This window comes from Enterobacter cloacae complex sp. S1, from assembly GCF_014930525.1.
GTDB lineage: Bacteria > Pseudomonadota > Gammaproteobacteria > Enterobacterales > Enterobacteriaceae > Enterobacter > Enterobacter hormaechei_C.
This window is the reverse complement of sequence record NZ_JADBRE010000006.1, coordinates 51,936-69,699: the sequence shown is the minus strand read 5'-3', so window position 1 is coordinate 69,699 and position 17,764 is coordinate 51,936. Positions and strand designations below refer to the sequence as shown.

Annotated in this window: 19 protein-coding genes; 16 read left to right on the top strand and 3 right to left on the bottom strand. The window is 58.6% G+C overall.

The annotated features are described in order from the left end of the window. Positions 1-68: 68 nt before the first annotated feature. The 4 genes from ytfR (at position 69) to IM290_RS06865 (ending at position 5,257) form a co-directional block, all read left to right on the top strand. Positions 69-1,571 carry a galactofuranose ABC transporter, ATP-binding protein YtfR gene (gene ytfR, locus IM290_RS06880; RefSeq protein WP_047637823.1) on the top strand — a complete coding sequence of 501 codons (1,503 nt, stop codon included), beginning with the start codon at positions 69-71 and terminating at the stop codon, positions 1,569-1,571. Between the two features lie 10 nt (positions 1,572-1,581). Further along, the gene (gene ytfT, locus IM290_RS06875; RefSeq protein WP_017383922.1) at positions 1,582-2,607 is read left to right on the top strand and encodes a galactofuranose ABC transporter, ATP-binding protein YtfT; all 1,026 of its coding nucleotides are present in this window, start codon (positions 1,582-1,584) and stop codon (positions 2,605-2,607) included. Next, on the top strand, positions 2,594-3,595 hold the full coding sequence (yjfF, locus tag IM290_RS06870) for a galactofuranose ABC transporter, permease protein YjfF (RefSeq protein ID WP_017383921.1): 1,002 nt from the start codon (positions 2,594-2,596) through the stop codon (positions 3,593-3,595). Before ytfT ends, yjfF begins: the two co-directional genes overlap by 14 nt. 93 nt (positions 3,596-3,688) lie before the next feature. After that, the gene (locus IM290_RS06865) at positions 3,689-5,257 is read left to right on the top strand and encodes a methyl-accepting chemotaxis protein (RefSeq protein WP_015572503.1); all 1,569 of its coding nucleotides are present in this window, start codon (positions 3,689-3,691) and stop codon (positions 5,255-5,257) included. Between the two features lie 36 nt (positions 5,258-5,293). Here IM290_RS06865 and fbp read toward each other — a convergent pair whose 3' ends face one another. Further along, positions 5,294-6,292 (bottom strand): class 1 fructose-bisphosphatase, encoded by a 999-nt coding sequence (gene fbp, locus IM290_RS06860; RefSeq protein WP_003856070.1) that lies wholly within the window; start codon positions 6,290-6,292, stop codon positions 5,294-5,296. Positions 6,293-6,471: 179 nt separating this feature from the next. On the opposite strand from fbp, the gene mpl reads away from it, so the two are divergent. Then, positions 6,472-7,845, top strand: a complete 1,374-nt coding sequence (mpl, locus tag IM290_RS06855; protein ID WP_193042266.1) for a UDP-N-acetylmuramate:L-alanyl-gamma-D-glutamyl-meso-diaminopimelate ligase — start codon at positions 6,472-6,474, stop codon at positions 7,843-7,845. Between the two features lie 104 nt (positions 7,846-7,949). Here mpl and yjgA read toward each other — a convergent pair whose 3' ends face one another. Further along, the gene (gene yjgA / locus IM290_RS06850) at positions 7,950-8,501 is read right to left on the bottom strand and encodes a ribosome biogenesis factor YjgA (RefSeq protein WP_003856072.1); all 552 of its coding nucleotides are present in this window, start codon (positions 8,499-8,501) and stop codon (positions 7,950-7,952) included. A 95-nt stretch (positions 8,502-8,596) separates the two neighbouring features. On the opposite strand from yjgA, the gene pmbA reads away from it, so the two are divergent. Further along, positions 8,597-9,949, top strand: coding sequence for a metalloprotease PmbA (pmbA, locus tag IM290_RS06845; protein WP_193042267.1), 1,353 nt, complete (start codon positions 8,597-8,599; stop codon positions 9,947-9,949). Positions 9,950-9,992: 43 nt separating this feature from the next. Next, entirely contained in the window at positions 9,993-10,379 is a 387-nt protein-coding gene (gene cybC / locus IM290_RS06840) for a cytochrome b562 (RefSeq protein ID WP_010427378.1), read from the top strand. Positions 10,380-10,449: 70 nt separating this feature from the next. Here the strand turns inward: cybC and IM290_RS06835 are convergent, their stop codons facing one another. Further along, complete coding sequence (locus tag IM290_RS06835; RefSeq protein ID WP_017383916.1) at positions 10,450-10,605, bottom strand: Hok/Gef family protein; 156 nt, start codon at positions 10,603-10,605, stop codon at positions 10,450-10,452. 416 nt (positions 10,606-11,021) lie between these two features. Here IM290_RS06835 and IM290_RS06830 point away from each other — a divergent pair, with 416 nt between their 5' ends. From IM290_RS06830 to IM290_RS06790, 9 genes are all read left to right on the top strand, one after another. Then, a complete protein-coding gene (locus IM290_RS06830) occupies positions 11,022-11,360 on the top strand; it encodes a PRD domain-containing protein (protein ID WP_026080657.1) in 339 nt (112 codons plus the stop codon). Between the two features lie 10 nt (positions 11,361-11,370). Beyond that, positions 11,371-11,733, top strand: coding sequence for an SFCGS family glycine-rich protein (locus IM290_RS06825; protein WP_006810339.1), 363 nt, complete (start codon positions 11,371-11,373; stop codon positions 11,731-11,733). Between the two features lie 2 nt (positions 11,734-11,735). Next, the gene (locus tag IM290_RS06820; protein ID WP_006810338.1) at positions 11,736-12,035 is read left to right on the top strand and encodes a DUF4312 family protein; all 300 of its coding nucleotides are present in this window, start codon (positions 11,736-11,738) and stop codon (positions 12,033-12,035) included. 22 nt (positions 12,036-12,057) lie between these two features. After that, positions 12,058-12,834 (top strand): DUF4311 domain-containing protein, encoded by a 777-nt coding sequence (locus IM290_RS06815; RefSeq protein WP_006810337.1) that lies wholly within the window; start codon positions 12,058-12,060, stop codon positions 12,832-12,834. Between the two features lie 13 nt (positions 12,835-12,847). After that, entirely contained in the window at positions 12,848-13,489 is a 642-nt protein-coding gene (locus tag IM290_RS06810; protein ID WP_015572508.1) for a DUF4310 family protein, read from the top strand. 42 nt (positions 13,490-13,531) lie between these two features. After that, positions 13,532-14,665 (top strand): amidohydrolase/deacetylase family metallohydrolase, encoded by a 1,134-nt coding sequence (locus tag IM290_RS06805; RefSeq protein ID WP_193042268.1) that lies wholly within the window; start codon positions 13,532-13,534, stop codon positions 14,663-14,665. Continuing rightward, on the top strand, positions 14,649-15,767 hold the full coding sequence (locus IM290_RS06800; protein WP_047052598.1) for a DgaE family pyridoxal phosphate-dependent ammonia lyase: 1,119 nt from the start codon (positions 14,649-14,651) through the stop codon (positions 15,765-15,767). Before IM290_RS06805 ends, IM290_RS06800 begins: the two co-directional genes overlap by 17 nt. Then, positions 15,764-16,504 carry a KDGP aldolase family protein gene (locus IM290_RS06795; protein WP_040117131.1) on the top strand — a complete coding sequence of 247 codons (741 nt, stop codon included), beginning with the start codon at positions 15,764-15,766 and terminating at the stop codon, positions 16,502-16,504. The genes IM290_RS06800 and IM290_RS06795 overlap by 4 nt, the downstream gene beginning before the upstream one ends. 115 nt (positions 16,505-16,619) lie before the next feature. Further along, positions 16,620-17,756 (top strand): lactonase family protein, encoded by a 1,137-nt coding sequence (locus IM290_RS06790; RefSeq protein WP_193042269.1) that lies wholly within the window; start codon positions 16,620-16,622, stop codon positions 17,754-17,756. Positions 17,757-17,764: the final 8 nt, after the last annotated feature.

The window sequence follows — 17,764 nt, the reverse complement described above, 5'->3', positions numbered from 1 at the left end:
GGCCTACGATACGCTCTTTTGTAGGCCGGATAAGCGTAGCGTCATCCGGCCTGATGCAGGGGGAAACCATGACCACCGAACAACACCAGGAAATCCTCCGCACAGAGGGCCTGAGTAAATTTTTCCCTGGCGTTAAGGCGCTGGATAACGTTGATTTCAGCCTGCGGCGTGGGGAGATCATGGCGTTGCTCGGCGAAAACGGGGCGGGGAAGTCGACGCTGATTAAAACCCTGACCGGGGTCTATCACGCCGATCGCGGCGCTATCTGGCTGGAAGGTAACGCCATTTCGCCCAAAAACACCGCGCATGCCCAGCAACTGGGGATCGGCACGGTCTACCAGGAAGTGAACCTGCTGCCAAACATGTCGGTAGCGGATAACCTGTTTATTGGCCGCGAACCCAGACGTTTTGGCCTGCTGCGCCGCAAAGAGATGGAAGCGCGCGCCGCGAAGCTGATGGAATCGTATGGCTTCTCTCTCGACGTGCGCGAACCGCTGAACCGTTTTTCCGTAGCGATGCAGCAAATCGTCGCGATCTGTCGCGCTATCGATCTCTCGGCGAAAGTGCTGATCCTCGATGAACCCACCGCCAGCCTCGATACCCAGGAAGTGGAGATGCTTTTTACCCTGATGCGCCAGCTGCGTAATCAGGGCGTCAGCCTGATTTTCGTGACGCATTTCCTCGATCAGGTTTACGAGGTGAGCGACCGTATTACGGTGCTGCGCAACGGCAGCTTTGTCGGCTGCCGGGAAACCCGCGAGCTGCCGCAGATAGAGCTGGTCAAAATGATGCTGGGCCGCGAGCTGGAGACTAACGCGCTTCAGCGCGCGGGCCGTACGCTGCTGAGCGAAAAACCGATCGCCGCGTTTCACGATTACGGCAGAAAAGGGACCATCGCGCCGTTTAACCTCGAGGTACGCCCCGGTGAAATTGTGGGTCTGGCGGGGCTGTTAGGCTCCGGGCGCACCGAAACCGCCGAAGTCATCTTCGGGATCAAACCTGCCGACAGCGGAACGGCGCTGATCAAAGGCAAACCACAAACGCTACGTTCACCGCATCAGGCGTCGTGCCTCGGCGTGGGCTTCTGTCCGGAGGACAGGAAAACGGACGGGATTATTGCCGCCGCCTCGGTGCGGGAAAACATCATTCTGGCGCTACAGGCCCAGCGCGGCTGGCTGCGTCCGATCCCTAAGCGCGAGCAGAACGCGATTGCCGAGCGCTTCATCCGCCAGCTCGGTATACGTACCCCGAGCGCGGAACAGCCCATCGAGTTCCTCTCGGGCGGTAACCAGCAGAAGGTTCTCCTCTCGCGCTGGCTGCTCACCAGGCCGCAATTCCTGATCCTCGACGAGCCCACGCGCGGTATCGACGTGGGCGCGCACGCCGAAATCATCCGGCTTATCGAAACGCTCTGCGCCGACGGTCTGGCGCTGCTGGTGATCTCGTCCGAGCTGGAGGAGCTGGTCGGCTATGCCGATCGCGTCATCATCATGCGCGATCGCAGGCAGGTGGCAGAGATCCCGCTGGATAAACTGTCGGTACCGGCGATCATGAATGCCATCGCGGCGTAAGGAGTCAAATGTGATGTCCCGTTCTCTTTCGCAAACTGGCGAAGCGAAGCGCCGCTTCACCTGGCCGACCGGCACGCCGCAAATCGTGGCGCTGCTGCTGGTGCTGCTGGTGGATAGCCTGGTGGCTCCGCATTTCTTTCAGATCGTCGTGCAGGATGGCCGCCTGTTTGGTAGCCCGATCGACATCTTAAACCGTGCCGCGCCCGTGGCGCTGCTGGCGATTGGTATGACGCTGGTCATTGCCACCGGCGGGATCGACCTCTCCGTCGGTGCGGTAATGGCGATTGCGGGCGCCACCGCCGCCTCGATGACCGTCGCCGGGCACAGCCTGCCGGTGGTCCTGCTGGCCGCGCTGGGTTCCGGCGTGCTTGCCGGGCTGTGGAACGGCATTCTGGTTGCGGTGCTCAAGATCCAGCCGTTTGTCGCGACGTTGATTTTGATGGTGGCCGGGCGCGGTGTGGCGCAGCTTATCACCTCCGGTCAAATCGTCACCTTTAACTCCCCGAGCCTGGCGTGGATCGGCAGCGGTAATTTTCTGTTCTTCCCGACGCCGGTGATCGTCGCGCTGGTGACGCTGGTGGTGTTCTGGCTTTTCACCCGCAAAACGGCGCTCGGGATGTTCATCGAAGCGGTGGGGATTAACATTCGGGCCGCGAAAAACGCCGGGGTAAATACGCGGCTGATGGTGATGCTGACTTACGTGCTGAGCGGCGTCTGTGCTGCGATTGCCGGGGTGATCGTGGCCGCCGATATTCGCGGAGCGGATGCCAATAACGCCGGACTCTGGCTCGAGCTGGATGCGATCCTCGCGGTGGTTATCGGCGGTGGATCGCTGATGGGCGGACGTTTTAATCTGCTGCTCTCGGTGGTGGGGGCGTTGATTATTCAGGGTATGAATACCGGTATTTTGCTCTCCGGGTTCCAGCCGGAGCTGAATCAGGTCGTCAAAGCGGTCGTGGTGCTTATCGTACTTATCGTGCAGTCGCCGCGCTTTATCACTCTCATTAAGGGGAACCGCGGTCATGATAAAACGTAATTTGCCGTTAATGATCACGCTGGGCGTGTTCGTGCTGGGGTACCTCTATTGCCTGACCCAGTTCCCGGGCTTCGCCTCCACGCGGGTGATTTGCAACATCCTGACCGACAATGCCTTTTTAGGCATTATCGCCGTCGGCATGACGTTTGTGATCCTCTCCGGCGGGATCGACCTCTCCGTTGGGTCGGTGATCGCCTTTACCGGCGTGTTCCTTGCCAAGGCGATTGGCTTTTGGGGGATTTCGCCGCTGCTGGCTTTTCCGCTGGTGCTGGTCATGGGCTGCGCGTTCGGCGCCTTTATGGGGCTTTTGATCGATGCGCTGAAAATCCCGGCCTTTATCATCACCCTCGCCGGGATGTTCTTCCTGCGCGGCGTGAGCTATCTGGTGTCGGAGGAGTCAATTCCGATTAACCACCCGATCTACGACACGCTCTCCAGCCTGGCGTGGAAAATCCCCGGCGGGGGGCGCCTGAGCGCAATGGGGCTGCTGATGCTGGGCGTGGTGGTGATCGGGATCTTCCTCGCCCACCGTACCCGATTTGGTAACCAGGTTTATGCCATTGGCGGCAGCGCCACGTCCGCGAACCTGATGGGAATTTCCACGCGCAGCACGACTATCCGCATCTACATGCTTTCGACCGGGCTGGCCACCCTCGCGGGGATTGTATTCTCGGTTTATACCCAGGCAGGCTATGCCCTGGCGGGGGTGGGCGTTGAGCTGGACGCCATTGCCTCGGTAGTGATTGGCGGTACGCTGCTCAGCGGCGGGGTGGGGACAGTCCTCGGCACGCTGTTTGGCGTGGCGATCCAGGGGCTGATTCAGACCTATATCAACTTCGACGGCACGCTCAGCTCCTGGTGGACCAAAATCGCCATCGGCATTCTGCTGTTTATTTTTATCGCGCTCCAGCGCGGCCTGACGGTGCTGTGGGAGAACCGCCAGAGCTCGCCTGTTACCCGGGTGAATACATCTTTAACAGAGCGATAACATGCTGAAATTGCTTAAACTCTAAACATTTTCCGGTAGCGGCCGATATTCTTTTTTTATGCCCAGAAATATCTCGCTACCGGAAATAACATCATGCTTAAAACGCTATCGATTCGTACCGGCTTGCTCTCTTTACTGGCCGTTATGACCCTTCTGCTGCTGATTGTCAGCGGCATCGGCATTTATGCCCTTACACAAAGTTCCGCTTCTCTCCAGCGCATCAATCATCTTCAGGGTGAACAGATGGTGCAGCTGAATGCCGGCTATACGCTGATCCTGCGCGCGCGTAACGAAGCGGGGCAGGCCGTTCGCATGATGGAGGTCGGCCTGCTGGACGATGCGGCCAGGGCGGTCAAAACCATTAACCAGGAAGTGGCGCTGGCACAGAAAACGCTGAAGGACGTGATCGGCAGCGGCGTGGCGGATGAGCAGGGGCAAAAGCTGCTGGATAACGTTGCCGCGAGTCTGGCGGTGTACAACCAGCAGGGTATCAGCCCGATGCTGAAAGCCCTGAACGAGCAAAGCGCGGACAGCTATTACGATCTGCTGGAAAACAAGCTGGTCCCGGTGGCGAAGCAGTTTGATAACGATATGCAGGCGTTCCAGGCATGGAGCGAGGCGCGCGGTAAAGCGGAGGTGAGCGCCGTGCAGGCGAGTAAAACCCGCGTGCTGATCCTGATTATCGTCGCGGCGCTGCTGACGGCTGGCATTATCGTGCTGGCCTGGCTGGTGCTGCGCCATATGCTGCTCAAGCCGCTTTCAGCCTCGATTGCCCAGCTGGAACATGTGGCGGCCGGGGATTTAACCCATACCCTGAACGCGCCGGCGAGCCAGGAATTTAATCGCCTTAACGCGGCGATCGAAGGGATGCGCCAGTCGCTGATGGACTCGGTTCTGCGGGTGCGTGACGCCAGCTCGCAGATTGATACCGGCAGCCGCGAGCTGACGGCCGGGAATATGAACCTGGCCCAGCGCACGGAATCCACCGCCACCTCGCTGGAGCAGACGGCCGCCAGCATGGAAGAGATCACCGCCACGGTGAAACTTAACGCCGATAACGCCGAGCAGGCGCACCAACTGGCGAAGTCGGTCTCCGATACCGCCGATCACGGCAGTGAAATGGTCTGCTATGTCATTGAGAAGATGCGCGACATCTCCGGCAGTTCGGCGCGCATCGCCGATATCCTGAGCGTCATCGACGGCATTGCCTTCCAGACCAATATTCTGGCGCTGAACGCCTCCGTTGAAGCGGCGCGTGCGGGTGAGCAGGGGCGAGGTTTTGCGGTCGTGGCGGGTGAGGTGCGTAATCTCGCCAGCCGCAGTGCTGATGCGGCGAAAGAGATCCGCTCGCTTATCAGCGATTCGCAAACCCACGTGAACGAGGGCAGCGAGCTGGCGCAGCAGGCCGGTGAGACGATGGACGAGATCGCCACCGAAGTACTGCGTATGACCAAACTGATGCGTGAAATTGCGACGGCGTCCCAGGAGCAGAGCCGCGGTATTGAGCAGGTGAATATCGCCGTCAATCAGATGGATGAAACGGCGCAGCAAAATGCGGCGCTGGTCCAGCAATCATCTGCGGCTACACGTTCCCTGGAGGAACAGTCGCGCGAGCTGATGGAAGCGATGGCTTCCTTCAAGCTGACGATGCAAACGGCCTGAAAAAAAGGGAGCCTGCCTGGCTCCCCTTTTCGTGCGTTACGCGTCCGGGAATTCGCGGATCATGCGTTCAACGTCATCCACCATATGGCGGTTGCCGACGAAGAATGAACGGCGCTGGTGCAGGCTTTCCGGCACGATATCCAGAATACGCTCTTTACCGTCGCTCGCCTTGCCGCCTGCCTGTTCGGCCAGGAACGCCATCGGGTTGCACTCGTACAGCAGACGCAGTTTTCCGTCCGGGTGGCTGGCGGTGCTTGGGTAGAGGTAAATACCGCCCTTCAGCAGGTTACGGTGGAAATCCGCCACCAGCGAGCCGATGTAGCGCGAGGTGTACGGGCGCTGGGTGGCTTTATCCTCTTCCTGGCAGAATTTGATGTACTTCTTCACGCCGTTCGGGAATTTGATGTAGTTGCCTTCGTTGATGGAGTAGGTGTTGCCCTTCTCCGGGAAGCGCATACGCTCCTGGCACAGGCAGAACACGCCCAGGGACGGATCGTAGGTAAAGGCGTGTACGCCGCAGCCGGTGGTGTACACCAGCATGGTGGACGAGCCATACACCACATAACCGGCAGCAACCTGTTTACTGCCCGGTTGCAGGAAGTCTTCTTCCGTCACCGGTGTGCCAACCGGCGTGACGCGACGGTAGATGGAGAAAATGGTACCGACAGAAACGTTAACGTCGATGTTGGAGGAGCCGTCCAGCGGATCCATCAGAACAACGTATTTCGCGTGTTCACACCCTTCGAATACGACGATCTCATCTTCTTCTTCAGAGGCGATACCCGCAACGATGTCGCGCGCGCGCAGTGCAGCTTTCAGTTTTTCATTGGCGAACAGGTCGAGTTTCTGCTGAACCTCACCCTGAACGTTCTCGGCACCGCTGGCACCCAGGATATCGACCAGACCGGCCTTGTTGATATCGCGGTGGATGATCTTAGCGCCCAGCTTTATTGCCGACAGCAAAGCAGTGAGCTCACCCGTAGCATGAGAGAACTCGTGCTGCTTCTCGACAATAAATTCACCTAACGTTTTCATAACACTTTCCCTGCATCTTATGTTGAGTAAAGCGGTTGATGTCCAACAATCTTAACAAACATTCAAATATTAGCGCAGAGGTGAATCGCGCCAGCAAAATACGGATTTACCCGAAATGCGTTTCACAGCCGCTGACATGTGAGTAAAATGTGCGCCACATTGAAGAAGGATAGTGACGTATGCGCATTCATATATTGGGGATTTGTGGCACTTTCATGGGCGGACTGGCAATGCTGGCGCGCTCGCTGGGCCATGAAGTGACAGGTTCGGACGCCAATGTGTATCCGCCGATGAGCACGCTGCTCGAGAAGCAGGGAATTTCTCTGATTCAGGGATATGACGCCAGCCAGCTGGAGCCGCAGCCGGATCTGGTGATCGTGGGTAACGCCATGACCCGTGGGAATCCATGCGTTGAAGCGGTGCTGGAACGCAATATCCCGTACATGTCTGGCCCGCAGTGGCTGCATGATTTTGTCCTGTGCGACCGCTGGGTTGTCGCCGTTGCCGGGACGCACGGCAAAACCACCACCGCCGGTATGGCGACCTGGATCCTCGAAGCCTGCGGCTACAAGCCGGGCTTCGTGATCGGCGGCGTACCGGGGAATTTCGACGTCTCCGCGCGTCTGGGCGACAGCCCGTTCTTTGTGATTGAAGCGGATGAATACGACTGCGCGTTCTTCGACAAGCGCTCCAAGTTCGTGCATTACTGCCCACGCACGCTGATCCTCAACAACCTTGAGTTCGATCACGCGGATATCTTTGACGACCTGAAAGCGATTCAGAAACAGTTCCACCATCTGGTGCGCATTGTTCCGGGTCAGGGCCGCATTATCCTGCCGGAGAACGACATCAACCTGAAGCAGACTATGGCGATGGGGTGCTGGAGCGAGCAGGAGCTGGTTGGCGAGCAGGGGCACTGGCAGGCGAAAAAGCTCAACGCGGATGCCTCCGAATGGGAAGTGCTGCTCGACGGTGAGAAAGTGGGCGAGGTGAAGTGGGGCCTGGTGGGCGAGCACAACATGCACAACGGCCTGATGGCGATCGCCGCGGCGCGTCACGTGGGCGTACTGCCTGCGGATGCCGCCAATGCGCTGGGCTCGTTTATCAACGCCCGTCGCCGTCTGGAGCTGCGCGGTGAAGCCCACGGCGTTACCGTGTATGACGATTTCGCTCACCACCCAACGGCCATTCTGGCGACGCTTGCCGCATTGCGTGGCAAAGTTGGCGGCACCGCGCGCATTCTGGCCGTGCTGGAACCGCGTTCGAACACCATGAAAATGGGCATCTGCAAAGACGATCTCGCACCGTCCTTAGGGCGTGCCGACGAGGTCTTCCTGCTGCAACCGCAGCATATTCCGTGGCAGGTGGCCGAAGTGGCAGACGCCTGCATTCAGCCGGCGCACTGGAGTGCGGACGTGGATGTCTTAGCGGATATGGTGGTGAAAGCCGCACAGCCTGGCGATCACATTCTGGTGATGAGCAACGGTGGGTTTGGTGGGATCCATCAGAAGCTGCTGGACGGTCTGGCGAAGAAAGCCGCGGCCGCAGAGTAAAAAAAGCCCGGTGGCGCTAGCGCTTACCGGGCCTACATTTTTTCGCACGACCTTGTAGGCCGGATAAGGCGTTTACGCCGCCATCCGGCGCAAACCCGCACAGATTACTCTTCGTTCTCAGACAGCTCGCGCAGATACTGGAAAATCAGGCGCGCAGACTTCGGCGGCTTATTCCCTTCTTTCTCTTTCTTCGCGTTGCGGATCAGCGATCGCAGCTGCTGGCGGTCGGCATTCGGCCACAGGTTCAGCACTTCAGGTACCGCGTCATCACCCTGCTCGATCAAACGATCGCGGATCTGCTCCAGCTTATGGAACAGCGCAACCTGCTGGTTGTGGCGGTTTTTCAGTTTGTCCAGCGCCTGACGGATCGGCTCCACGTCGCGCTGACGCAGCAGTTTCCCGATAAGCTGAAGCTGGCGGCGACGCCCTTCTTTCTTGATTTTCTGTGCCAGTTCAATGGCATCACGCAGATCCTGGTCGAGCGGGATCTTATCCAGCGCGTTTTTACCCAGTTCTACCATTTCTGCGCCAAGCTGTTTTAACTCTTCGGCGTCACGTTTAATTTCACTTTTACTGACCCAGATGATCTCATCATCTTCGTCTTCGATGTCATCACCGGGAACGTCGTCGAGCCAGTCTTCGGGCTGCTTAGTCATGTCAGGCTCCTTAAAAAAAGAGGCTAATGTTACCAGTTAAGACGCGCACTGAAAAACGGTTCTCTGTTAGACTTCACTTAACTCTCTCTTACAGTATGGCATTTGCGATGAAAGTAACCTCACAAGTTGAAGCGCAGCGTAAGATCCTGGAAGAAGCCGTCTCCACCGCGCTGACGCTCGCTTCAGGTAAATCAGATGGCGCCGAAGTGGCGGTCAGCAAAACCACCGGCATTAGCGTGAGCACCCGCTATGGCGAAGTGGAGAATGTAGAATTTAACAGCGATGGTGCGCTGGGGATCACGGTGTATCACCAGAATCGTAAAGGCAGCGCGTCGTCTACCGATCTGAGCCCGGATGCCATCGCCCGTACGGTGCAGGCGGCGCTGGATATCGCGCGTTACACCTCCCCGGACCCTTACGCTGGCGTGGCCGATAAAGAGCTGCTGGCGTTTGACGCGCCGGATCTCGATCTGTTCCATCCCGCGGAAGTGACGCCGGATGAAGCCATTGAGCTGGCCGCGCGAGCCGAGCAGGCCTCTTTGCAGGCTGACAAACGCATCACCAATACCGAAGGCGGCAGCTTTAACAGCCACTACGGCATTAAAGTGTTTGGTAACTCCCATGGCATGTTGCAGGGGTACTGCTCAACCCGCCACTCGCTTTCCAGCTGCGTCATCGCCGAAGAAAACGGCGATATGGAGCGTGATTATGCGTATACCATTGGCCGCGCGCTGGAAGATTTGCAGTCTCCGGAGTGGGTGGGAAAAGCGTGCGCCGAACGCACGCTGTCACGCCTTTCGCCGCGTAAACTCTCCACCATGAAGGCCCCGGTCATTTTTGCCAACGAAGTGGCAACCGGCCTGTTTGGTCATCTGGTGGGAGCGATTGCGGGCGGTTCGGTGTACCGTAAATCGACCTTCCTGCTCGACTCGCTGGGCAAGCAGATCCTGCCGGAATGGCTGACCATCGAAGAGCACCCACACCTGCTGAAAGGGCTGGCCTCTACGCCGTTCGACAGCGAAGGCGTGCGCACGGAACGTCGTGATATCGTGAAAGACGGCATTCTGACCCAGTGGCTGCTGACCAACTACTCCGCGCGTAAGCTGGGGCTGAAAAGCACCGGGCACGCGGGCGGCATTCATAACTGGCGCATTGCCGGACAGGGCCTGAATTTTGAACAGATGCTGAAAGAGATGGGCACCGGCCTGGTGGTCACCGAGCTGATGGGGCAGGGCGTGAGCGGTATCACCGGCGACTACTCTCGCGGCGCAGCGGGCTTCTGGGTCGAAAACGGTGAAATTCAGTATCCGGTGAGCGAAATCACCATCGCCGGCAACCTCAAGGACATGTGGCGCAATATTGTTACGGTCGGTAACGATATTGAAACACGCAGCAATATTCAGTGTGGTTCTGTATTACTGCCGGAGATGAAAATCGCCGGGCAATAATCCCCGTAAAAGCTTGATTAATAATAAAAAAAGGAAGTGAGCAATGCGTAAACACCTGTTAGCGATCGTCGCGGCTTCAACGCTGGTTCTTGGCTCGTCTGCGTTTGCTGCCGATCTCGAAGACAACATGGACATCCTCAGCGAAAACCTGAAGGTGGTGCAGAAAACGGACAATGCGGCGGACATGAAAGACGCATTGACTAAAATGCGTGAAGCCGCGCTGGATGCGCAAAAAGCGACGCCGCCGAAGCTGGAAAGCAAAGCGGCGGACAGCGCCGAGATGAAAGACTACCGCCACGGTTTTGACGTGCTGGTCGGCCAGATTGACGGCGCGCTGAAGCTGGCGAACGAAGGCAAAGTGAAAGAAGCCCAGGCGGCAGCCGATCAGTTTGTCGCGACCCGCAACACGTACCACAAAAAGTATCGTTAATTGGGTGCCTGAGCTGTACGTCCTCTCCCCGTATGCGGAGGCGCATTATGCGCCCCCGCATCGTTGCTCCCTACTTGCCGGAGCGACAATCCATCCGCGCTGTCACTTCAAGCGAGCCGTTACGAAAACGGATCTCGCACAGTGTTTTCCTCGTCACCAGCGTTAAGATGATTATTGTCAAAGAAATAATCATCAAAACCCCGATACTTGGGTTTCTGCGTTTCATGGATGCCTCCTTGCTTTAAAGCGGGCGAGGTAGCGAACTCCACGGTCCGACGTGTCGTTTCTAGCCCCCGCCCTGATTTTTTATCAGGCGGGGCTTTCCACTTTCCGTCCCATGCCTGAGACGGTCAGTCTCAAGCACCCGGCGCCACTCTAACGGATCCCCATAAGAAAACCTTATCCACGTCACATTTCTACGAGCCTGCTCGTAATCTTTTCCACTCCGCTTACCAGTCTAATACCGTGTAATAGCGTGATATTCATCACGTAAATCCAGCGATTAATCCATATTCACCGCATTTATGTGGCACAGATCACTGCCGCTGCTCGCCTTTCCACTTCGAAGTGGAAAACAACTCGCTACAAACAATTCCCCCTCGACGTTAGTTTTATTCCAGAGCCATTAACGGGGTAAGACGAGTGATTAACGGAGCGGTAATGAACGACGTTGGGGAACAGGCGGTGCAAACAGAACAGCTCGCGAACACCATGCTTCAGCAGGTCTACGCCCTGCTGGCCCGGCACAACATCATCCCCAACGCGGTACAGGAGCAGATGCTGACCTCCCACGTTCGCGCAATGGCGCACCGGTCCGTGACCGGCGAGCCGCTGCCGGAGGTTGAAGCGGAGCTGTTCGACGAAATTTCACCAGATTCAATGCAACTCGCCCGTGAAGTGGTAGCGCAGTTCGGCAACCTTCCTGATGAAGAGGCCTGGCTGCTCTCCGTTCACTTCGAAGTCGCGAAAGACAACCTTTAAGGAGCAACACATGGAACAGATTACAGTCGTGATTGGCGATCGCCTGGGTAAAGGTCAGAAAGTGGCTGCGGGTGTGGAAAAAGCCGGCGGACGCGCGGTTGTCGTACCGGGCATGGCAGCGGATATGAAGCTCGGTGACGTGATGAAAGCAGAAAACGCCACCTTCGGGATCTCGTTCTGCGGCAGCGGCGGCGCGGGCGCCATCACCGCTCAGACCAAATATGGCTACAAGGCCAAATACGGCATGCGCTCCGTGGATGAGGGTGTGACCGCCATCAACGAAGGCTGCAACGTGCTGGGCTTTGGCTTTATGGATAAAGAAGAGCTGGGCGAGCGTCTGGTACAGGCGTGGCAGAAGAAATACGGCGCGTAAGCATGAAAGAACAGTTCACAACCACGGTGAGAGTGAAGGGGAAGGGCGACGCCAAAGCGCGCGCCTTTGCCGACGCCCTCAACCACGTTCAGGCTGCGGTGATGAAAGCCTCACCGCATATCTTACTGCGTATTGAGCCACAGGATGTGCAGGTTGTTCAGGCGCAAGAAGCGGTGCGAAAAGAAGCGTTTCTGTTCTTCTTTTTGCGCCGGGAAAGACGCACCTACAGCGTGGAGCTGGATGTGACCGTCAACGTGACCGCCATCAATCTCGACCAGGTGGATTTCGTCACGCAACGCTGATTATTCATAAAAGGGCAGACTGATGTTCTTAATTATATTAATAAAATCGCTCATCATTGGCGGCCTGGTTGGCGTCGGTGTTGGCGCCGGGGCTGCACGCATGTTTCATGCGCCTACCACTCAGGGTATGGGCGCGTTTCGTACGTTGGGGGAACTGAACTCCTGCGAAGGGGATCCTGCGTCCCACTTCTCCTTTGGGTTAGGTTTCTTCTTTAACGCCTGGGCCTCTTCCGTGGCCGCAGGTGCCTTCACACAGGACGTTGACCACCGCATCATCCCGAACTGGGGTGCTGCTGCACTGATGATTAAAAACCGTAACGTCGGTGAAACGCTGCATGACCCGCGCAAAATGGCGATTGCCTGCGGCATCATCGGCATGATTGTTGTGACCTTCCTTAACCTGACCGCCTCCTCCGTTCCGGCAGCGCTTCAGGTGACCGCCGTGAAGGTGCTGGTACCGGCGGCGAACCTGCTGGTCAACACCGTGATGCCGGTGATCTTCTGGCTGGCGGCCATCGACGCGGGTAAAAAATCGGGCTTCTGGGCCACCATCTTTGGCGGCGCGGCACAGCTGATCATGGGTAACGCCGTACCGGGTCTGGTACTGGGTATTCTGATTGGTAAAGGTGTTGAAGAGAGTGGCTGGAACCACGTCACCAAAGTGATGATGGCGGCGATCGTTCTGCTCTTCGTGCTGAGCGGCTTCTTCCGCGGCTTCGACATGAAGATGATCGAATCCTTCCATCTGACCGTGCCGAACTGGCTCGACATGATCCACAACTCGCTCAGCGGTAAATAACAGGAGCCTCTAAATGGAACAGAATAAAGGTTTTTGGTATGCCGACTGGTCGTTCCCGATCTTCGTTGGCCTGCTCTCCTCCGGCGTCTTCGCCGGGACGCACATGTACTACCTCTACGGCATCGGCGCGTTTAACGAAGTGGCCTTCGTGGCGATGCTGAAAGCGGGAATCGATACCGGCGTCTACGGCGCGGTGGCGGCATTTGGCGCGAGCTTCCTGTTCGCCCGTATTATCGAAGGCTCGCTGGTGGGTATTCTCGATATCGGCGGGGCGATCCAGACCGGCGTGGGCCTCGGCGTTCCGGCGCTGCTGCTGGGCGCGGGGATCATGTTCCCGGTGACCAACTTCATTGCCGCGCTGATTACCGGCCTGGTGATTGGCCTGGCGATTGGCTACGTCATCATCCTGGCGCGTAAGTTCACCATCAACCAGAGCAACTCCACCTACGGTGCAGACGTGATGATGGGCGCGGGTAACGCCTCCGGCCGCTTCCTCGGGCCGTTGATTATCCTCAGCGCCATGACCGCTTCCATCCCGATCGGCGTCGGTTCCCTGGTAGGCGCACTGCTGTTCTACATCTGGCAGAAGCCGATTACCGGTGGCGCCATCCTCGGCGCAATGATTTTGGGCTGGCTGTTCCCGGTCGCCCTTTAATACCCGCGGGCGCTTCGGTGCCCGCTTTATCAGGAGATCCTCATGTTTGATTTACTCCTGCGCCGTGCGCGCCTCGCCGACGATACCCTGACCGATATCGCCATCCAGGACGGGAAGATTGTCGCGACAGGCGACATTGACGCTCCCGCCCGCAAAACGGTTGAGCTGAACGGCGACGTGTTCGTCAGCGCGGGCTGGATTGACTCCCACGTCCACTGCTACCCGAACTCCCCGATTTACCACGACGAGCCGGACAGCGTGGGCATTGCCACCGGCGTCACCACCGTGGTGGACGCGGGCAGCACCGGCGCCGACGACGTGGACGATTTTTACGCCATCACTCGCAAAGCCTCCACCGAGGTGTTTGCCCTGCTGAACATCTCCCGCGTGGGGCTGATCGCCCAGAACGAGCTGGCCAACATGGCGAACATTGACGCCGATGCGGTGAAGCAGGCGGTGACGCGCCACCCGGATTTTATCGTTGGCCTGAAGGCGCGCATGAGCAGCAGCGTGGTCGGTGAAAACGGCATCACCCCGCTGGAGCGCGCGAAAGCGATTCAGAAAGAGAACAGCGACCTGCCGCTGATGGTGCACATCGGCAACAACCCGCCGAACCTCGATGAGATTGCCGAACTGCTGAGCTCCGGCGACATCATCACCCACTGCTACAACGGCAAGCCTAACCGCATTCTGACGCCCTCCGGCGAGCTACGCGCCTCCATTACGTCTGCGCTGAAGCGCGGCGTGCGCCTGGACGTCGGTCACGGCACGGCGAGCTTCAGCTTTGAAGTGGCGAAGCGCGCCATTGCGATGGGCATTCTGCCGCATACCATCAGCTCGGATATTTACTGCCGCAACCGCATCAACGGCCCGGTCGGCTCGCTGGCGAGCGTGATGTCGAAATTCCTCGCCATCGGCATGTCATTGCCGCAGGTGATTGACTGTGTCACGGCCAACGCCGCCGTCGGCCTGCGCCTGACGCGCAAAGGCCGCATTCAGCCTGGCCTCGACGCCGATCTGACGCTGTTTACGCTCAAGCGCCAGCCGACGGTGCTGACGGATGCCGAAAACGACAGCCTACAGGCTGAATATATTCTGGTGCCGCTTGCCGCGATCCGCGCGGGCAAGGGCTACATGACCGAACAAGGGAGCACGGAACATGCCTTCGATTTATGAGAAGTACAACTTAAAGCAGGTTATCAACACCTCTGGCCGCATGACGGCGCTGGGTGTCTCCACGCCGCGCCCGGAAGTGGTGCAGGCGGCGATGGACGGCATGAATCACTATTTCGAGATGAAGGATCTGGTCAATAAAACCGGGGAATACATCGCGAAGCTGCTGGAGGTGGAAGGGGCGACGGTGGTCTCCTGCGCGTCGGCGGGCATTGCCCAGTCCGTGGCGGCGGTGCTGGTGAAAGACAGCGACTGGCTGCTGGAAAACCTGCACGTCACACCGATTGAAAACAACGAAATCGTCCTGCCGAAAGGCCACAACGTCAACTTTGGCGCGCCGGTGGGCACCATGGTGGCGCTGGGCGGCGGCAGGCTAGTGGAAGCGGGCTACGCCAACGAATGCTCTGCCGATCAGCTGGCGGCGGCGATCACTCCGCGCACGGCGGCTATCCTCTACATTAAATCGCACCACTGCGTGCAGAAAAGCATGCTCAGCGTCGAGCAGGCGGCGGTCGTGGCGCGTAAACACGACTTACCACTGATCGTTGACGCCGCGGCGGAAGAAGATCTGCATACCTATTACCGATCCGGCGCCGATCTGGTGATCTACAGCGGCGCGAAGGCGATTGAAGGGCCAACCAGCGGCCTGGTGATCGGCAAGACCCAGTACGTTGAGTGGGTGAAGCGCCAGACGGCGGGCATTGGCCGCGCGATGAAGGTGGGCAAAGAGGGCATTCTTGGCCTGACCTGCGCCATCGAACACTACCTGACGGCGACCAAAGAGAGCGGGGCCGAGATGGTGGCGAAGATGACGCCGTTTATCGACGCGTTGAACACCCTGAACGGCGTGACCGCGCGCGTGGTCTGGGACAGCGCCGGGCGTGACATCGCCCGCACCGAGATTAAGTTTGACGAAGCCACCACCGGCGTCGGCACCGGTGAACTGGTGAACGCGCTGAAACAGGGCGAATACGCCATTTACTTCCGTGGCTATAAGGCCAACGAAGGGATTATCGAGGCGGACGTGCGCAGCGTGAATGCTGACCAGCTGAACATCGTGTACCGCCGCATTAGCGAAGTATTAGGACAGGAGAAAAACGCATGAAACTGACCCCCAACTTTTACCGTGACCGCGTCTGCCTGAACGTGCTGGCAGGCTCAAAGGCCAACGCCAGCGCCATTTACGAGGCGGCGGAAGGTCATGTGCTGGTGGGCGTGCTCTCCAAAAATTACCCGGACGTGGCGAGCGCGGTTGCGGACATGCGCGAATACGCAGCCCTGATTGATAATGCGCTCTCCGTGGGGCTGGGCGCGGGCGACCCGAACCAGTCAGCGATGGTGAGTGAAATCTCCCGCCAGGTGCAGCCGCAGCACGTTAACCAGGTCTTTACCGGCGTGGCCACCAGCCGCGCGCTGCTGGGGCAGAATGAGTCCGTGGTCAACGGTCTGGTCTCCCCGACCGGCACCGTCGGGATGGTGAAAATCTCCACCGGCCCGCTGAGCAGCAACGCGCCTGACGGCATCGTACCGGTTGAAACCGCTATCGCCCTGCTGAAAGATTTCGGCGGCAGCTCCATCAAGTACTTCCCGATGGGCGGCCTGAAATGCCGTGACGAATACCAGGCGGTGGCGGAAGCCTGCGCCCGTCACGACTTCTGGCTGGAGCCGACCGGGGGAATCGATCTGGAGAACTTCGAGGCGATCTTGCAGATCGCCCTGGATGCGGGCGTGAGCAAAATCATCCCGCATATCTACAGCTCGATTATCGATAAAGCCAGCGGTGATACGCGTCCGGAAGATGTGCGCACGCTGCTGGCGATGACGAAGAAGCTGGTTAAGTAGAACCTGCCCCTCACCCTAACCCTCTCCCACCGGGAGAGGGAACCTTTACCCCCTCTCCCTTTGGGAGAGGGCTGGGGTGAGGGGAAACAAACCGCACACACCCGAAGGAGCCACCATGCACACCCGTACCCTGCTCGTCGCTTCACTCTCTTTACTTGCTACCGCCGCAGTCGCCCAGACGCAATACGCCTGGGTGGGCACCTACAACCCCAACGGTGAAGGGCTGTACCGCTTTACCGTCGATCCGCAAACCGGTGCGCTGAACGATAAAACACTGGTGAGCAAACTGCCGAACGCCGCGCAGTTAACCGTCTCACACGACGGCAAAACGCTGTATCTGGCAAGCGAAGTGGAGCAGGGCGTGGTGCAGGCGCTGCGCATCGGCAATAACGGTGCGCTGAGCGAGCTGAATCAGGTGTCCTCCGGCGGCGCGGGGCCGGTGTATCTTTCCCTGACGCCGAACGGCAAACATCTGCTGGTGGCAAACTACGTCAGCGGAACTGTCGCGGTGCTGCCCGTTAACGCAGACGGCAGCCTGGGCGATGCAACGGACACCCATCAGGACAAAGGCGAACCGGGCGCGGCGAAGCCGGAAGTTGCCGTCGAGGGCAGTTTCGCCATCAGCGATCATAACGGCCCGCATGCGCACATGATCGCCGCCGATCCGAGCGGGAAATACGTTTTTTCCACCGATCTGGGGCTGGATCGCATCTATCAGTACCGTTTTGACGATCAAACCGGGAAGCTGACTCCGAACGATCCGCCGTTTATCAGCGCCTCCTCAAAAGGGGCCGGGCCGCGCCACTTCGTCTTTACGCCGAAAGGCGATGCCCTGTGGCTGATTAACGAAGAGGCGTCTACGCTCACCCATTATGCGCTGGACAGTAATGGCAGGCTGAAAGAGGGTAAAACGGTTTCAGCTCTGCCGGACGGTTATAAAGGCACCAGTTTTGCTGCCGGGCTGGCGCTAAGCGCCGACGGGAAACAGCTGTATGTCGCTAACCGTTTGCATAACAGCATCGGGCACTTTACCGTAACGGCAGAGGGTACGCTGACGCATCAGGATGATGTCTGGACGCGCGGCGACTATCCGCGCACCCTGACGCTCGATAAGCAGGGTCGCTGGCTGTACGTCATGAACCAGCGCAGCGACAATATTACCCGTTTCCGCGTGGCGCCGGACGGCAAGCTGAGCGCCGAGCCAGACTATACCCCGGTCGGCAGCCCATCCCAGATGGTCATTTCACCCTGAGCAGTAAG

Excerpts from the sequence above, each read along its gene's own strand:
- IM290_RS06790 (WP_193042269.1), top strand. The coding sequence starts at position 16,620 with ATGCACACCCGTACCCTGCTCGTCGCTTCACTCTCTTTACTTGCTACC.
- IM290_RS06805 (WP_193042268.1), top strand. The coding sequence starts at position 13,532 with ATGTTTGATTTACTCCTGCGCCGTGCGCGCCTCGCCGACGATACCCTG.
- IM290_RS06835 (WP_017383916.1), bottom strand. The coding sequence starts at position 10,605 with ATGAAACGCAGAAACCCAAGTATCGGGGTTTTGATGATTATTTCTTTG.
- ytfR (WP_047637823.1), top strand. The coding sequence starts at position 69 with ATGACCACCGAACAACACCAGGAAATCCTCCGCACAGAGGGCCTGAGT.
- IM290_RS06820 (WP_006810338.1), top strand. The coding sequence starts at position 11,736 with ATGAAAGAACAGTTCACAACCACGGTGAGAGTGAAGGGGAAGGGCGAC.
- yjfF (WP_017383921.1), top strand. The coding sequence starts at position 2,594 with ATGATAAAACGTAATTTGCCGTTAATGATCACGCTGGGCGTGTTCGTG.
- cybC (WP_010427378.1), top strand. The coding sequence starts at position 9,993 with ATGCGTAAACACCTGTTAGCGATCGTCGCGGCTTCAACGCTGGTTCTT.
- yjgA (WP_003856072.1), bottom strand. The coding sequence starts at position 8,501 with ATGACTAAGCAGCCCGAAGACTGGCTCGACGACGTTCCCGGTGATGAC.
- IM290_RS06815 (WP_006810337.1), top strand. The coding sequence starts at position 12,058 with ATGTTCTTAATTATATTAATAAAATCGCTCATCATTGGCGGCCTGGTT.
- IM290_RS06825 (WP_006810339.1), top strand. The coding sequence starts at position 11,371 with ATGGAACAGATTACAGTCGTGATTGGCGATCGCCTGGGTAAAGGTCAG.
- mpl (WP_193042266.1), top strand. The coding sequence starts at position 6,472 with ATGCGCATTCATATATTGGGGATTTGTGGCACTTTCATGGGCGGACTG.
- IM290_RS06800 (WP_047052598.1), top strand. The coding sequence starts at position 14,649 with ATGCCTTCGATTTATGAGAAGTACAACTTAAAGCAGGTTATCAACACC.
- IM290_RS06795 (WP_040117131.1), top strand. The coding sequence starts at position 15,764 with ATGAAACTGACCCCCAACTTTTACCGTGACCGCGTCTGCCTGAACGTG.
- pmbA (WP_193042267.1), top strand. The coding sequence starts at position 8,597 with ATGGCATTTGCGATGAAAGTAACCTCACAAGTTGAAGCGCAGCGTAAG.
- IM290_RS06810 (WP_015572508.1), top strand. The coding sequence starts at position 12,848 with ATGGAACAGAATAAAGGTTTTTGGTATGCCGACTGGTCGTTCCCGATC.
- IM290_RS06865 (WP_015572503.1), top strand. The coding sequence starts at position 3,689 with ATGCTTAAAACGCTATCGATTCGTACCGGCTTGCTCTCTTTACTGGCC.
- fbp (WP_003856070.1), bottom strand. The coding sequence starts at position 6,292 with ATGAAAACGTTAGGTGAATTTATTGTCGAGAAGCAGCACGAGTTCTCT.